Origin of the sequence: Larkinella humicola, assembly GCF_008727875.1 — a bacterium.
GTDB classification, from domain to species: domain Bacteria; phylum Bacteroidota; class Bacteroidia; order Cytophagales; family Spirosomataceae; genus Larkinella; species Larkinella humicola.
This window is the reverse complement of sequence record NZ_VTWS01000011.1, coordinates 36,606-50,151: the sequence shown is the minus strand read 5'-3', so window position 1 is coordinate 50,151 and position 13,546 is coordinate 36,606. Positions and strand designations below refer to the sequence as shown.

Here is a 13,546-nt window from a genome sequence, read left to right as displayed (position 1 = left end):
TTAGACAATTGTATCGAAATCAATGTGTTTGTAATAGCGGCTTTCCTTTGAAAGTTGGTATTCAGCCGGATCGAATACCTTTTTTAGCAGCAGGTCCCGTATTATTTGTTCGATCTGTTGCTTTAATTGTGGCAATCGAACCTGGATCGTCTCAAAAACAATCAGTTTGTCAACCCCAATGTAATCATGTGCGACAATGTTGCGAAATGCTTTGATTCGTTGCCAAGGAACCGCATCATATATTTGCTTCGTCTCTTCACTGAACCGGTTAGCCTGTTCGCCGATGTGGAGTAGTTGAAGCAGGCTGGCGTTAAAATCTTTCTGGTCATCGGCTTCAAAGAAATCAAACGGGTCTGTATACCCACTGGAGTAAAGTTTGATTTTTCCGATGGCTTCCAAGATTCGAAGGCAATAGACCAGATCGTTGTTACTACCGGGTCGCATATTTTACGTCTTTCATTGCCCTATGGAGGATAATGGGCTCAGCATATCGCTTTAGCATGACATCAACAGGAATATGTAGATCATGCTGCAAGGTATTTTTTAACTGAATCAATTGTTGATAGGGAATGTCATCCTCGACCATTACATCAATATCCTGAAAACTCTCTCCTCGGGCGAATGAGCCAAAAACACCAATCCGACCCAAACCAAACCGGTCAAAAATTTGATTGTTACGCAAATACATTTGAAATGACTGAAAGTCAAATGGTTGCATGGTATTGTTTTTTATCCCTTAAAAATACCCACCCTTTTTCCGGTCTTCCATGGCGGCTTCCGACACCTGATCGTCGATCCGGGTTTCGCCCCGTTCGCTGATGCGGGTGGCCTGAATTTCGGCAATGGCGGCTTCGAGCGTATCGGCATCCGATTCAACGGCAGCGGTGCAGGAAATGTCGCCAACGGTCCGGAAACGAACCCGCCGGGTCACAATCTGATCGCTTTCCTCGGGTTGAATCACGCCTTTGGCCGTTGCCAGTAATTTGCCGTCACGCAGAATCAACTCGCGTTCGTGGGCAAAATAAATGCTGGGCAGGTCGATGTTTTCGCGCTTGATGTAGTTCCAGACGTCGAGTTCAGTCCAATTCGAGATCGGGAACACCCGGACGTTTTCGCCTTTGTGAATCTTGCCGTTGTAGATGTTCCACAATTCCGGGCGCTGAAGTTTGGGGTCCCAGGAACCAAATTCGTCACGGACCGAAAAGACGCGTTCTTTGGCGCGGGCTTTTTCTTCGTCGCGCCGGGCGCCACCGATGCAGGCATCGAACTCAAATTCTTCGATGGTGTCGAGCAGGGTAAACGTTTGCAGCGCGTTCCGGCTGGCGTTGCGGCCCGTCGGTTCTTTCAGTTTCTTTTCCCGGATGGTATCTTCTACATACCGGACAATTAACTTTTCGCCCAGGCTTTCGGCCAGCCAGTCCCGGAAATCGAGGGCTTCCTGAAAGTTGTGACCGGTGTCGATGTGAACCAGCGGAAACGGGAATTTGCCGGGGCGAAAAGCCTTCAGCGCCAGATGCACCAGCGTGATGGAATCTTTTCCACCTGAGAACAACAGCGCGGGCCGTTCAAACTGGCCGGCCACTTCGCGCATAATCTGAATCGCTTCCGATTCGAGTTGATCGAGATAATCTAATTTCATTTCAATTGAGTGATTGAGCGAATGGGCGATTGAGTGAAGGCATTTCGCTAATTCACTCAATCACTCAATCACTCATTTAGCATGTAAACCACATTCCTTTTTCGAATTATCTTCCCACCACCAGCGACCGGCCCGGAAGTCTTCGCCTTCCTGAATGGCCCGGGTGCAGGGCTGGCAACCGATCGACACGAAACCGCGGTCGTGAAGCGGGTTGTACGGCACATTGTGCTGGCGTACATAGGCTTTCACTTCGTCAAACGACCAGTTCATCAGCGGATGAAATTTGATCAACTGATGCGCATCATCCGCTTCCAGTTGCGTCATGGTCTGGCGGTTTTGCGACTGTTCGGCGCGAATACCGGTCACCCAGATTTTGTTGCCTTTCAGTGCCCGGTTCAGCGGTTCGACCTTCCGGATAAAACAGCATTCTTTCCGGTTTTCGACCGATTCATAGAAACTGAACGGGCCTTTTTCGTTCAGCAGTTTCTCCACCGATTCGCCTTTCGGGAAGTAAGCTTCAATTTTGGTATCGTACCGGCTGTTGGTTTTCTGCCAAACCTGATACGTTTCATTGAACATTCGGCCGGTATCCAGCGAAAAAATCCGGATGGGCAGGTTGTTGGCCAGGATCATGTCCGTAATCACCTGGTCTTCGTAGCCCAGGCTGGATGAAAAAACCACCTGGCCTGGAAATAATTCGGCCAGCGTTTGCAGGCTTTCAACTTCGCTCTTGCCCGCCAGGCGTTCCGCCAGGCTGTCGATTGTATAGGAAGGTTCCGCGATCATATTTTACCGACGGATTGCGCGGGTCACCCCGTTTGGTCCGCAAAATTTATAGTAAGCTATAGTTATCCTACTTCAAAGCGATGGGTTTGCCTCCGTCTTTGGCCGAACGACGGGCCGCATCCAGAATTTCCATCACAATCATGTTCACTTGCAACGATGACAAATCATCGACGGATTTAGTTTCACCGCGCACCACTTGGGCCAGATAGTCGAACGGGTCGGTAACCGGCGCATCGGTTTTGGCCGCTTCCGCCGTTTGTTCGGTTTTGTCTTCCTTCAACCGAATTCGCATTCGCGTACCGTCGAGCGTAAACACATACCCGGTTTCGCCGTACACTTCCATGTCCTTGCGACTGAACGGCCAGTTCCACGATGCCTGAATAACAACTTGGGTTTTGGGATAGGTCAGTACGATGGTTGCATCGTCGTCTACCTTTGGATACACCTCCGGTTTGATCTGCAATGTAACCGCGCTGACGGTCGTTGGTCGTTCCCCTTTCAGCAGCCAGGTTGCCAGATTGGCTCCGTAGCATCCAAAATCGAACAAGGCCCCGGCGCCGTTCGTAACCGGATCGGTGAGCCAGGCCACAAATTCCTTGTTCATCCGGCTGGGGCCATCGTGGCCGTCGTGGACGACAATCCGTCGGATCGGGCCAATACCACCCTCTTTTACGGCAAGCTGGTAGGCTTTGTGGTTGCTGCTGTACCAGGTGGTTTCGTAGTTGGTCAACAAGTGGATTTTGTGCTTTTTGGCTAAGGCTTCCATCTGCCGGGCCTGATCGATGCTGACCGCCAGCGGTTTTTCCACCATGACGTGAATGCCGCGGGGCGCACAGAGCTTTACGACGTTGATGTGGTTGCTGATCTCATTGAAGGCCGTTACCGCATCCGGTTTAGTTTTGTCCAGCATTTCTTCCACCGTCGGATAGACCAGGCTCATCGGTAAACCGTAGCGTTGCATATACCGCTCCGCCACTTCCCGGTTGGGTTCGGCAATACCAACGACTTCGATATCCGGGTCGCCGGTTTTTTTCGCCCGGTTCAGAATCCAGCCGACATGCGAATGCACCAGACCGACCACCCCAACGCGGAGCGGTTTTTTAGTGGTTTGAGCAGAAACCTTGGTACTCATAATCGGTATGAGTAGAAGAGCGACATAAAATGTTCGGGTTAGATATCCCATGCTATTCTCCGACGCTGTTTAAAATACGGGTGTGTAAAGATTCGCTCAGATGAAAATTCGTTGTTCTGATTTTTTCAATGAATGGCTTAACGCAGACCTAAAGCATCTATTTTATCCAGTAAAATAAAACATGACGTATCTGATATTGCTACATCAATATCCAAGGGCAACTCTAATGTCATGTTCTACTTCTTCAACGGAATAATTAAATACCCTAAACCCAAACCGTCTCATAATCTCTATAAAGGATCGCTTGCTGATGCCAACAATGTCAGCCGCTTGCCCGAGCGATACCTTGCCTTTTTCGTACAATTGACCGGCAAAAAGCATTTTGGCTTCAAATTCTTCTATATCAAGACTATCAGGCAGATTAATCGTTAGCGTTTTTATCGTTCAGTTATTTAAACGTATAGCTCGAAACCCAACTGCAAAAATTCACTAGGATGCCGATTGCAGCACCTCCGCCGACTTCCGAACCGCCTGTTCAAAATCTTCAACCAGATCATCCGCGTCTTCCAGTCCAACCGATACCCGAATTAACCCTTCCGTGATGCCCAAAGCGGCTTTCTCGTCCGGTTTTAGTTTGGAATGCGTCGTCGTAAACGGATTCGTCACAATCGTCCGCGTATCCCCTAAGTTAGAAGAAAGTGAGGCAATTTTCAAAGATTCAAACAGGGCTTTAACGCGCTCGAAACCGCCTTCTACCTCAAAGGTAACAATGGCACCACCGGCTTCCATCTGCCGTTTCGCCAGTTCATACTGCGGATGGGAGGGCAGGAACGGATATTTTACGGCGTGGACATCCGCGTGTTGCTCTAGGGCCTGTGCCAGTTTCAGGGCGTTGGCACAATGACGATCCATGCGAAGTTCCAGCGTTTCCAGGCTTTTCGACAGCGTCCAGGCGTTGAATGGGGACATCGACGGGCCGGTATGCCGCGCAAAAAACCGGATCGGTGCCATCAACTCTTCCGAGCCGACGATAACGCCACCCAGCACACGTCCCTGGCCATCCATGTACTTCGTGGCGGAATGAACCGAGAGGTCGGCACCGAGATCAAGCGGTGTTTGCAGAATCGGCGTGGCAAAACAGTTGTCGACGTTCAGGATAAAACCGTATTTCTTTTTCAAACGAACCAGCATTTCCAGATCGACGAGTTCCAGACCGGGGTTCGAGGGCGTTTCCAGGTACACCATTTTGGTGTTGGGTTGGATGGCCGCTTCCCAGTCCGCTTCCGACGCGTCGGCGTCTACGTAGGTATACGTGATGCCCCACTTCACCAGAATTTGCGAAATGATCTGGTGCGCCGACCCGAACAACGCCCGGCAGGCTACGATGTGATCCCCCGATTTCAGCAAAGCCGCCATACTCGCAAAAACCGCAGCCATACCGGTTGCCGTCGCAATGCCGGCTTCGGCGTTCTCAAGCATGGACACCTTGTCGACAAATTCCGTCACGTTCGGGTTGGAGAAGCGGGAGTAAATGTTCCCTTCTTCGGTTTCCTCAAACAGGGCTTTTCCCTGCTCCGCGCTTTCAAACGTGAAACTGGAAGTCAAAAACAAAGGCGTCGAATGTTCGCGGTACTGCGATTTCTTCGTCTGGATCCGAATGGCTTTCGTTTGTCTTTTCATGAATGGAAATTGACAAGAGAGATGAGACAAGAGAATAAAGAAAGTGGCAGCCGTTGATTTGCGTCTTTTCTCTCTTGTCTACCCTCTTTTTTCTCAAAATAAAACTGTTATAATATTCCGCAAACTTACGATTATTACGACAACGCCGACCATAATCATCATGGCTTTTATCGGCAAGCGGGTCGAAAGGATGGCGGCAATGGGGGCGGCAATCATACCGCCCAGAACCAAACCGATGATGATTTGCCAGTGCGTCAGGCCGATGAGGGTAACAAACGTCAGGGAACTGGATAGGGAAATGAAAAATTCGGCCAGGTTGACCGAGCCGATGGTGTAACGCGGATGCCGCCCGCTGGCAATCAGCGTGGAAGACACGATCGGCCCCCAGCCTCCACCACCGATGGCGTCCATCGTTCCGCCAAACCAGGCCAGCAAGCCAATTTTTTTGATCGGCTTTTTCTTAACCCGTTTGGCCAGGGCTTTCTGAATGATCAAAACCCCCAGAATGGCCGTATAGACCGCCACGATGGGTTTGATATACACCGAATATTGTTCCAGTGACACCAGCACATAGGCGCCCATGCAGGCCCCAATGACACCGGGAATCAGGACGGCTTTGAAGAGTTTGCTGTTGACATTCCCGAACCGCAGGTGCATGTAACCCGACACTCCGCTGGTAAATATTTCGGAACTGTGAACACTGGCACTGACAGCCGCCGGACTCACGCCCACGGTCAGCAGGAGCGTCGAAGCCGTCACGCCATAAGCCATCCCCAGCGCCCCGTCGATCATCTGGGCCACAAAACCGCCCGCTACATAATACCAGAAATCACTGTTCAGTTCCAGCGACGTCATGACCAGTGTCAGCCGGTCGAGTGTGAGGTAACTGAACAGCAAATGCCCGACAATCATCAGGGCCAACGCCGAAGAAATGTAAATGGCAATTTCGGTTCGGTTGCGCCGGCGAAGCAAAATGGACCGTGGTGGAGCGTCGGAAAGCAGGTCAATTTCGGATTCAGGAAACGCCTTTCGCAAGGCTTTCACCTGCTCTGCGGCCGATTCACCCTGAACGGTTATTTTCAATCCATTCAGGTTCAGCCCGACGGGAGTGGATGCTTCTGGCGAAGAGTCGGAGGCTGAGATCGGTTGCATAAGTAATTAGCTATATATAGTTAGTAGAGAATTCTTATCATGAAAAACGGCATTTGGAAATGCCGCCGGGTTGATCGAATTTGAATGCAAAGGTGGGCAATAGGTTGGATTAAAGCAAGAAACGTGCTTGATTATTCGCCACCCGCAATGGGGTCTGCTGTACCGTCCGGATCGTTTTTGACGTAGCCGTTGGTGGGAATGGCGCGCCCCCGGATGAGCAGCAAACCGGCCACGTGCGGAGACGCCATCGAGGTGCCCGACAAAGAAGCATACCGCCCATTCAGATACGTCGATGTGATCCGGACGCCATAGGCACAGATGTCGACCGTTGGTCCATAGTTGGAAAACGAAGCAAAATTGCCGCTTTGGTCCATCGCCGAAACCGTAAACACATTGGCGTGATTAACATTGGCCGGCGCGTATTTCTCGGCGGATTCTCCTTCGTTCCCGGCGGCAATCGCAAATAGGATTCCTTTGTCGGCGGCCTGTTTGATGACCCGTTCAAGACTCGCCGACGTACCTTCGCCACCGATGCTGATGTTGACGACATCGCCCGCTTTGCCGTTGGTATTGACGTAAGAAACCGCCTGCACCAGTGCCGACAGTTTGCCTTCGCCTTCATTGTCCAGCACCCGCAGGGCCACCAGCGTGGCGCCCGAAGCAACACCGGTTACCCCAATGTTGTTGTTTAACGCACCGATAATGCCGGCGATGTGGGTTCCGTGGCCATTTTCGTCATCGGCGGTTTTGCCGGTCAGAAACGACTGGCTCCGGCCCGTATCGACGTTCAGGTCGGGGTGATCCAGATCGATACCCGTGTCGAGAATCCAGGCGGTTTTGTCGGGATTCAGATCGCCCCGTCCGTAGCCGGTCTGCTTCACATTCCAGGTCAGGGTGGAGGTGACGGCCACATCGACGCAACTGCAAATGGAGATAACCCGGTCGGGTTCGACGAGTTCAATGGATGGGTCGGCTTTCAGCGTTTCCGCTTCGGCGGCACTCACGTGCGCCAGAAAACCGGTCGATTCGCCGGAAAAAAGCACCTGTGCATTCGGGTCGTTCAAACCGTGGCGGGTTAAAAGTTGCTGAACGGCGGCACCAACCCGTGCATTCGGTACGACCGGTAAGCTCTCCGTGGATTTGTACGTTACAATGTACGAACCGGCAATGGCTTGTCCGTTGGTGATGGATGACTGAACCAGGCAGTCGCCCGCAGGCCCAATGGCGTCCTGATCAGACTGACACCCGATTAATAGAGAGAGAATTGCGACATTGACAGCACAAGTCGATAAAAATGTCCACCGCATACGAATTGATTTCTAAGAAAGCCGGGAAATGAAAAAAGTAGCGGTAGATCGATAAGATTCATGTAGTTACAGTGAAAAGACCTCATTAATTAACGAATGGAAAAATCGAAAATTGTACCCGGTTTCATGCGGTTGCGATTTTGCAGAAATGAAACCAGATTAGTAGAAAAAGCCGTTAATGTGCTTTTTTTCCTATACTTTTCCCTCATGAGAAAATACGCAGTTGTAGTGCTTTTCGTTGCACTTTGCGGCCTAAAAATTCCGATAGCCCTTGCTCAGGATACAACCTTGACGATTCGGGCCATCGAAGGCCTGAAGTACGATGTTCCGCGTTTTGTGGTGCGCCCCGGCACCCGGGTCCATCTGACCCTCGATAATTACGACGATATGGCTCACAATCTGGTGGTTACGCTGCCCAATTCGCGGTTGCGGGTGGTCAACACGTCGCTGGCGCTCGGAGATCAGGCTGTCAAACTCAATTATGTTCCCCGCACCCCGGACGTAGTGGCCCATACAGCGACGGTCGATCCGGGCAAATCGGAAAAAATCAGCTTTGTGTTGTCGCAGGAAGGGATTTACTCCTACGTCTGCACGTATCCCGGGCACGGTTTTGTGATGTATGGCGTCATTTACGTTACCCGACGGCCCGCAACGCTTCCCCCGCTGGACAAAGATCCCAACGTTGCGGCCAACCGCAAAGACGATATGGCTGATCATGCCGGACACATGCCCGACCATCCGTATGAACTGAAATACCCGACGGTGTATCGAACCTTTATGCCCGACTCCGGCCCGGCCTCCATTGCGGTCGGACTGACGCCCAAACAGGCGTATTGCTGGGATGCCGGAGCTTGCCGGTTGCGCTACGCCTGGACAGGGGGATTCATCGACCAAAGCGACCACTGGGATGGGAACGGTAAAAAACCGACGCACGTGGTCGGCGACGTCTATTTTCGGGATCAGGGCGGTTTTCCGATCCGCTTTGGTACCGCCGACCGGCTGCCGGAAGTCCATTTCAAAGGCTACAAACTTATCAACCGCTACCCGGAATTCAGGTATACCGTGAATGGAATCGAAGTTCGGGAGATGATCAAACCGTTGCCGACGGGGCGGGGGCTGGTGCGGCATTTCAGCCTGGGGGCGGTTTCCGGACCGGTTTATTTTGCCTGTAAATCCGGCGATGGCGTCAAATACCGTCCGTCGGTCGGCAAAATTCAGGACGGCTTGGTGCGGCTGCCGGTCGGAACGAGGAACTTCACGATAACGATGACTGCGGAATGAAAACGACAACTACGAGTTTGATAGGAACACGGATGACACGGATTGGACGGATCAAACGGATTTTAATTTATCTGTTTTTATCCGTTCTATCTGTATCATCTGCGTTCTCATCAAAAAACTTCCCCGCCGATACGATTACGGATTATTACGAGGTTGAAACCATTCAGATGCCCAAAGGGCTGACGGCAGAAACGGATGGTCTGGCGATTATGCCCGATGGCCGGATTGTCGCGGGGTTTCACCGGGGGGAAATCATGATGTATAACCCCAAAACGAAAACCTGGAAGCTGTTTGCCGAAGGGATTCACGATCCGCTGGGGATTATGGCGGTCAGCAACAGCGAAATTCTGGTAATGCAACGCCCGGAACTGACCCGCATCAAAGATACCAACGGCGACGGCGTTGCGGATGAATACCTTACCGTGACCGATGACTTTGGGCTGTCCGGCAATTACCACGAATTTGCCTTTGGCCCCGTAAAAGACAAACAGGGAAATCTGTTCATTGCCCTGAATTGTGCGTCGAACGGAGCCGGAATTTTTCCGGAAGTACGCGGGAAGCTGGACACCCTGGGCCGACCGGGCCGGATGTATTCAGCAGTACCATACCGGGGCTGGATCATGAAACTGACCCCCGACGGAAAACTGCATCCCTATGCCAGCGGTTTTCGGTCGCCCAATAGCATCGGGTTTGATGCCAATGGAAATCTGTTTGCTTCTGATAATCAGGGCGATTGGTTGGGAACGAGCAAATTGTATCACGTTCAGGAAGGGAAACACTACGGCCATCCGGCGAGCCTGTTGTGGAAGGAAGGGTTTCCGCATCTTACGCCCATCAAATTGCCGGTCAAAATGCTGGATAGTCTCAGGACAATCGAGAGCGTGGCGTTTCCCCATAGCCGGATCGCGGATTCTCCGACGCAGCCGGTGCTGGACAATACCGGTGGCAAGTTTGGGCCGTTTGCGGGAAAAATGCTGGTTGGCGAGATGAACCATCCGTACCTGGTTCGGCTGATGCTCGAAACCGTCGATGGGCATATTCAGGGCGCCTGTGCGCCGTTTCTGGTCGGAAGTGGTTTGCGAAAAGGAAATAACCGGCTGGCTTTTGCGGCCGATGGAAGTCTCTGGATTGGCCAAACCGACCACGGCTGGGCGGGCGATCGGGGCATTCAGCACGTTCGCTGGAAGGGGAAAGTACCGCTCGAACTGGCCGACATGAAACTGACGCCGACCGGTTTTGCGCTGACGTTCACGCAGCCACTCGATGCTGTTACGGCGAAACAAGTGGCTAATTTTCAGTTCAAACGCTATTATTACGAATACCACGAAGCCTACGGCTCCAAACAGTTCGACGTGCAGCCCGTGGCGGTTTCGAAGGCAGAACTTTCGGCCGATGGGAAAACCGTGACGCTGAAACTGTCGGAACTCAAGGCCGGATACATCTACGAACTCGAACTGGGTAAACTTCGCTCCACAACCCAGCAAAACCTTCTGAATCACCTGGTTTGCTACACCCTCAACCGACTTCAGAGAAATACGCAGGCGAATCCATAAGAAAATCCTACTTTTGCGAGTGAGTTGTTTCGCAGAGTTTATCAGAGTAAAAAGGAGTTCAGCAGAGAAAACTCTGATAAACTCTGATTTCCTCCGCTTAACTCTGCGAAACAACTTTAAAGCGCATAAAAAGAAGTTTATATGTCTGAATACAACCACAAAAAGATTGAAGAAAACTGGCGGGCGTTCTGGGAGAAAAACCACACCTTTCGCACCGAAAACGACCCTTCAAAACCGAAATATTACATTCTCGACATGTTTCCCTATCCGTCGGGCGCCGGTTTGCACGTCGGCCATCCGCTGGGTTACATTGCGTCTGATATCGTTACGCGTTACAAACGGCTGAAAGGATTCAACGTGCTGCACCCGATGGGGTTCGACTCGTTTGGTCTGCCCGCTGAGCAATACGCCATCCAAACTGGTCAGCATCCGGCGATTACGACCGAAGAGAATGCGACCCGCTACATTGAGCAATTGAAAAATATTGGCTTCAGTTTCGACTGGAGCCGCGAAGTTCGCACGTCCGACCCGAAATTTTACAAATGGACGCAGTGGATTTTTATGGAGCTATTCCGCAGTTGGTATAACAAGGAAACCGACCAGGCCGAGCCGATAGAAACACTGATTGCCAGGTTTGAAACGTCGGGTACCTACGGAATTCAGACCGTGTCCGACGACGATGTGCCCCATTTCACCGCCGAAGAATGGAACGCCAAATCGGAACGCGAGCAATACGAAATCACGCTGAAATACCGCCTGACGTACGTGGCTGATGCCGTCGTCAACTGGTGTGCGGCTTTGGGGACGGTTCTGGCTAATGACGAAGTGAAGGACGGGGTGTCAGAGCGGGGCGGTTATCCGGTGGAGCAGAAACTGATGCGCCAGTGGATGATGCGGATTACGGCATATGCCGACCGATTATTGCGCGGCCTGGACACCGTCGATTGGTCGGATTCGCTGAAAGAACAACAACGCAACTGGATTGGCAAATCGACGGGAGCGGAGGTGAGTTTTCAGATTGAACAGCGCGTTGAACACATCAAAGTTTTCACGACGCGGCTGGACACCATCTTTGGCGTGTCGTTTATGGTGCTGGCACCGGAGCATGAACTGGTGGCTGAATTGACCACGCTGGCGCAAAAACCGGCTGTTGATGCGTACGTTACTGCCGCCAAAATGCGCTCCGAGCGCGACCGGATGGCCGATGCCAAAACCGTTTCGGGTGTGTTTACGGGAAGCTATTGCATCAATCCGTTCAACGGCGAGCGTGTACCCATTTATCTGGCGGATTACGTGCTGGCGGGCTACGGAACCGGGGCCGTGATGGCCGTTCCCTCGGGCGATCAGCGCGACTGGGCGTTTGCCAAACACTTCGATTTACCGATCATCCCGATTCTGGATGCTCAGAAAGACATTGACAAACAGGCGGATAACACCAAAGAAGGTCGCTACATCAATTCCGGAATCATCGACGGTTTGACCTATCAGGAAGCCGTGCCGGTTTTGGTTCAATTTCTGGAAGAACACGGCATCGGGAAAGCCAAAATCAATTTCCGGATGCGCGATGCGGTTTTCAGTCGCCAGCGGTATTGGGGTGAACCCGTTCCGGTTTATTTCAAAGACGGTCTTCCTTATTTATTGGACGAACAGGATTTGCCGCTGGAATTACCGCCGGTCGATAAATACCTTCCCACCGAAACCGGAGAACCGCCGTTGGCGCGTGCTGAAGGGTGGAAATATGCCCCTAAAGTCGTTCGCGACCCCGGCCCTAAAGGGGACTTTGCAGACGGGTCGGCTGGATATGAGTATGAATTAAGCACCATGCCCGGTTGGGCGGGTTCAAGCTGGTACTGGTACCGCTACATGGACCCGCAGAACGACCAGGCATTTGCCGATCCAAAAGCCATCGACTACTGGCGCGATGTGGATTTGTACGTGGGCGGTTCCGAACACGCAACGGGGCACTTACTCTACAGCCGATTCTGGAATAAGTTCCTGAAAGACCGGGGCTTTGTGCCGGAAGAAGAGCCGTTTAAGAAACTGGTGAATCAGGGCATGATTCTGGGCAGGTCGAATTTTGTGTATCGGTTGAAAGAATCGGTTGGTGAAGGCAAAATACCGGTTTTTGTTTCCAACGGTTTAAAGGGTCAATATGACGTAACACCCTTGCATGTCGATGTCAATATCGTTGAAAACGATGTGCTGGATGTCGAGACTTTTATAAAAACACGTCCGGATTTTGCCGAAAATGCGGAATTTATTCTGGAGGACGGCAAATACATCTGCGGGGTCGAAATTGAGAAGATGTCGAAATCGAAGTTCAACGTCGTCAATCCCGACACAATTGTGGAACGATATGGGGCTGACACGCTGCGGCTCTACGAAATGTTCCTCGGCCCGCTGACCGACGCCAAACCCTGGAATACGAACGGCATCGACGGTGTGTACCGGTTTTTGAAAAAGTTCTGGCGGTTGTTTTACGAAGAACCGACGGAAACGCGCCCCGGCCGCTGGCTGGTGATCGACGAAAAACCGACGCCCGCCGAACTGAAAGTGCTGCACAAAACCATCCGGAAAGTGGCGGAGGACATTGAACACCTGTCGTTCAACACCTCGGTGAGCGCGTTCATGGTGTGTGTCAATGAGTTATCGGCCTTGAAGTGTAACAAAAAGGCGGTTTTACAGGAATTGGTCGTGGTGCTGGCTCCGTTTGCGCCCCACATCACGGAAGAACTCTGGGCGGCTTTGGGCAACGAAGCCGGTACGCTGAGCTACGCCGAATTCCCGGTTTTCAATCCGGCTTATCTGGTGGAACACACCATCGAATACCCGGTGCAAATCAACGGGAAAGTCCGAACGACCCTGGTGTTTTCGGTCGATACCGCTACGTCGGACATTGAGAAAGAAGTCCTGGCGAATGAGGTGGTTTTGAAGTGGCTGGAAGGAAAAACACCGAAAAAAGTGGTGGTGGTGCCAAAGCGGATTGTGAACGTGGTGATTTAACAACTTGTCACTA

Annotated in this window: 12 protein-coding genes; 3 read left to right on the top strand and 9 right to left on the bottom strand. The window is 51.8% G+C overall.

Annotated elements, in window-relative coordinates; genetic code table 11:
* The 9 genes from F0P93_RS28755 to F0P93_RS28715 form a co-directional block, all read right to left on the bottom strand.
* Positions 1–444, bottom strand: coding sequence for a HepT-like ribonuclease domain-containing protein (locus tag F0P93_RS28755; protein ID WP_150881261.1), 444 nt, complete (start codon positions 442–444; stop codon positions 1–3).
* Positions 431–718 (bottom strand): nucleotidyltransferase family protein, encoded by a 288-nt coding sequence (locus F0P93_RS28750; RefSeq protein ID WP_150881260.1) that lies wholly within the window; start codon positions 716–718, stop codon positions 431–433. The genes F0P93_RS28755 and F0P93_RS28750 overlap by 14 nt, the downstream gene beginning before the upstream one ends.
* A gap of 18 nt (positions 719–736) precedes the next feature.
* Positions 737–1,639 carry a sulfate adenylyltransferase subunit CysD gene (gene cysD / locus F0P93_RS28745; RefSeq protein WP_150881259.1) on the bottom strand — a complete coding sequence of 301 codons (903 nt, stop codon included), beginning with the start codon at positions 1,637–1,639 and terminating at the stop codon, positions 737–739.
* A 72-nt stretch (positions 1,640–1,711) separates the two neighbouring features.
* Positions 1,712–2,425 carry a phosphoadenylyl-sulfate reductase gene (locus F0P93_RS28740; protein WP_150881258.1) on the bottom strand — a complete coding sequence of 238 codons (714 nt, stop codon included), beginning with the start codon at positions 2,423–2,425 and terminating at the stop codon, positions 1,712–1,714.
* 67 nt (positions 2,426–2,492) lie between these two features.
* Positions 2,493–3,557 (bottom strand): Gfo/Idh/MocA family protein, encoded by a 1,065-nt coding sequence (locus tag F0P93_RS28735; protein ID WP_225309692.1) that lies wholly within the window; start codon positions 3,555–3,557, stop codon positions 2,493–2,495.
* Between the two features lie 204 nt (positions 3,558–3,761).
* The gene (locus F0P93_RS28730) at positions 3,762–3,977 is read right to left on the bottom strand and encodes a UPF0175 family protein (RefSeq protein WP_510186276.1); all 216 of its coding nucleotides are present in this window, start codon (positions 3,975–3,977) and stop codon (positions 3,762–3,764) included.
* Positions 3,978–4,046: 69 nt separating this feature from the next.
* Positions 4,047–5,237, bottom strand: coding sequence for a trans-sulfuration enzyme family protein (locus tag F0P93_RS28725; RefSeq protein WP_150881256.1), 1,191 nt, complete (start codon positions 5,235–5,237; stop codon positions 4,047–4,049).
* A gap of 93 nt (positions 5,238–5,330) precedes the next feature.
* Entirely contained in the window at positions 5,331–6,389 is a 1,059-nt protein-coding gene (locus tag F0P93_RS28720; RefSeq protein WP_150881255.1) for a sulfite exporter TauE/SafE family protein, read from the bottom strand.
* Between the two features lie 131 nt (positions 6,390–6,520).
* The gene (locus F0P93_RS28715) at positions 6,521–7,696 is read right to left on the bottom strand and encodes a S8 family serine peptidase (RefSeq protein WP_150881254.1); all 1,176 of its coding nucleotides are present in this window, start codon (positions 7,694–7,696) and stop codon (positions 6,521–6,523) included.
* Positions 7,697–7,903: 207 nt separating this feature from the next.
* Here F0P93_RS28715 and F0P93_RS28710 point away from each other — a divergent pair, with 207 nt between their 5' ends.
* The 3 genes from F0P93_RS28710 to leuS all read left to right on the top strand — a co-directional run bounded on the left by F0P93_RS28710 (position 7,904) and on the right by leuS (position 13,533).
* Positions 7,904–8,977, top strand: a complete 1,074-nt coding sequence (locus tag F0P93_RS28710; protein WP_150881253.1) for a plastocyanin/azurin family copper-binding protein — start codon at positions 7,904–7,906, stop codon at positions 8,975–8,977.
* A 32-nt stretch (positions 8,978–9,009) separates the two neighbouring features.
* The gene (locus F0P93_RS28705; RefSeq protein WP_225309690.1) at positions 9,010–10,530 is read left to right on the top strand and encodes a PQQ-dependent sugar dehydrogenase; all 1,521 of its coding nucleotides are present in this window, start codon (positions 9,010–9,012) and stop codon (positions 10,528–10,530) included.
* 141 nt (positions 10,531–10,671) lie between these two features.
* The gene (gene leuS / locus F0P93_RS28700; RefSeq protein WP_150881252.1) at positions 10,672–13,533 is read left to right on the top strand and encodes a leucine--tRNA ligase; all 2,862 of its coding nucleotides are present in this window, start codon (positions 10,672–10,674) and stop codon (positions 13,531–13,533) included.
* Positions 13,534–13,546 lie beyond the last annotated feature (13 nt).

Excerpts from the sequence above, each read along its gene's own strand:
- F0P93_RS28755 (WP_150881261.1), bottom strand. The coding sequence starts at position 444 with ATGCGACCCGGTAGTAACAACGATCTGGTCTATTGCCTTCGAATCTTG.
- F0P93_RS28750 (WP_150881260.1), bottom strand. The coding sequence starts at position 718 with ATGCAACCATTTGACTTTCAGTCATTTCAAATGTATTTGCGTAACAAT.
- cysD (WP_150881259.1), bottom strand. The coding sequence starts at position 1,639 with ATGAAATTAGATTATCTCGATCAACTCGAATCGGAAGCGATTCAGATT.
- F0P93_RS28740 (WP_150881258.1), bottom strand. The coding sequence starts at position 2,425 with ATGATCGCGGAACCTTCCTATACAATCGACAGCCTGGCGGAACGCCTG.
- F0P93_RS28735 (WP_225309692.1), bottom strand. The coding sequence starts at position 3,557 with ATGAGTACCAAGGTTTCTGCTCAAACCACTAAAAAACCGCTCCGCGTT.
- F0P93_RS28725 (WP_150881256.1), bottom strand. The coding sequence starts at position 5,237 with ATGAAAAGACAAACGAAAGCCATTCGGATCCAGACGAAGAAATCGCAG.
- F0P93_RS28720 (WP_150881255.1), bottom strand. The coding sequence starts at position 6,389 with ATGCAACCGATCTCAGCCTCCGACTCTTCGCCAGAAGCATCCACTCCC.
- F0P93_RS28715 (WP_150881254.1), bottom strand. The coding sequence starts at position 7,696 with ATGCGGTGGACATTTTTATCGACTTGTGCTGTCAATGTCGCAATTCTC.
- F0P93_RS28710 (WP_150881253.1), top strand. The coding sequence starts at position 7,904 with ATGAGAAAATACGCAGTTGTAGTGCTTTTCGTTGCACTTTGCGGCCTA.
- F0P93_RS28705 (WP_225309690.1), top strand. The coding sequence starts at position 9,010 with ATGACACGGATTGGACGGATCAAACGGATTTTAATTTATCTGTTTTTA.
- leuS (WP_150881252.1), top strand. The coding sequence starts at position 10,672 with ATGTCTGAATACAACCACAAAAAGATTGAAGAAAACTGGCGGGCGTTC.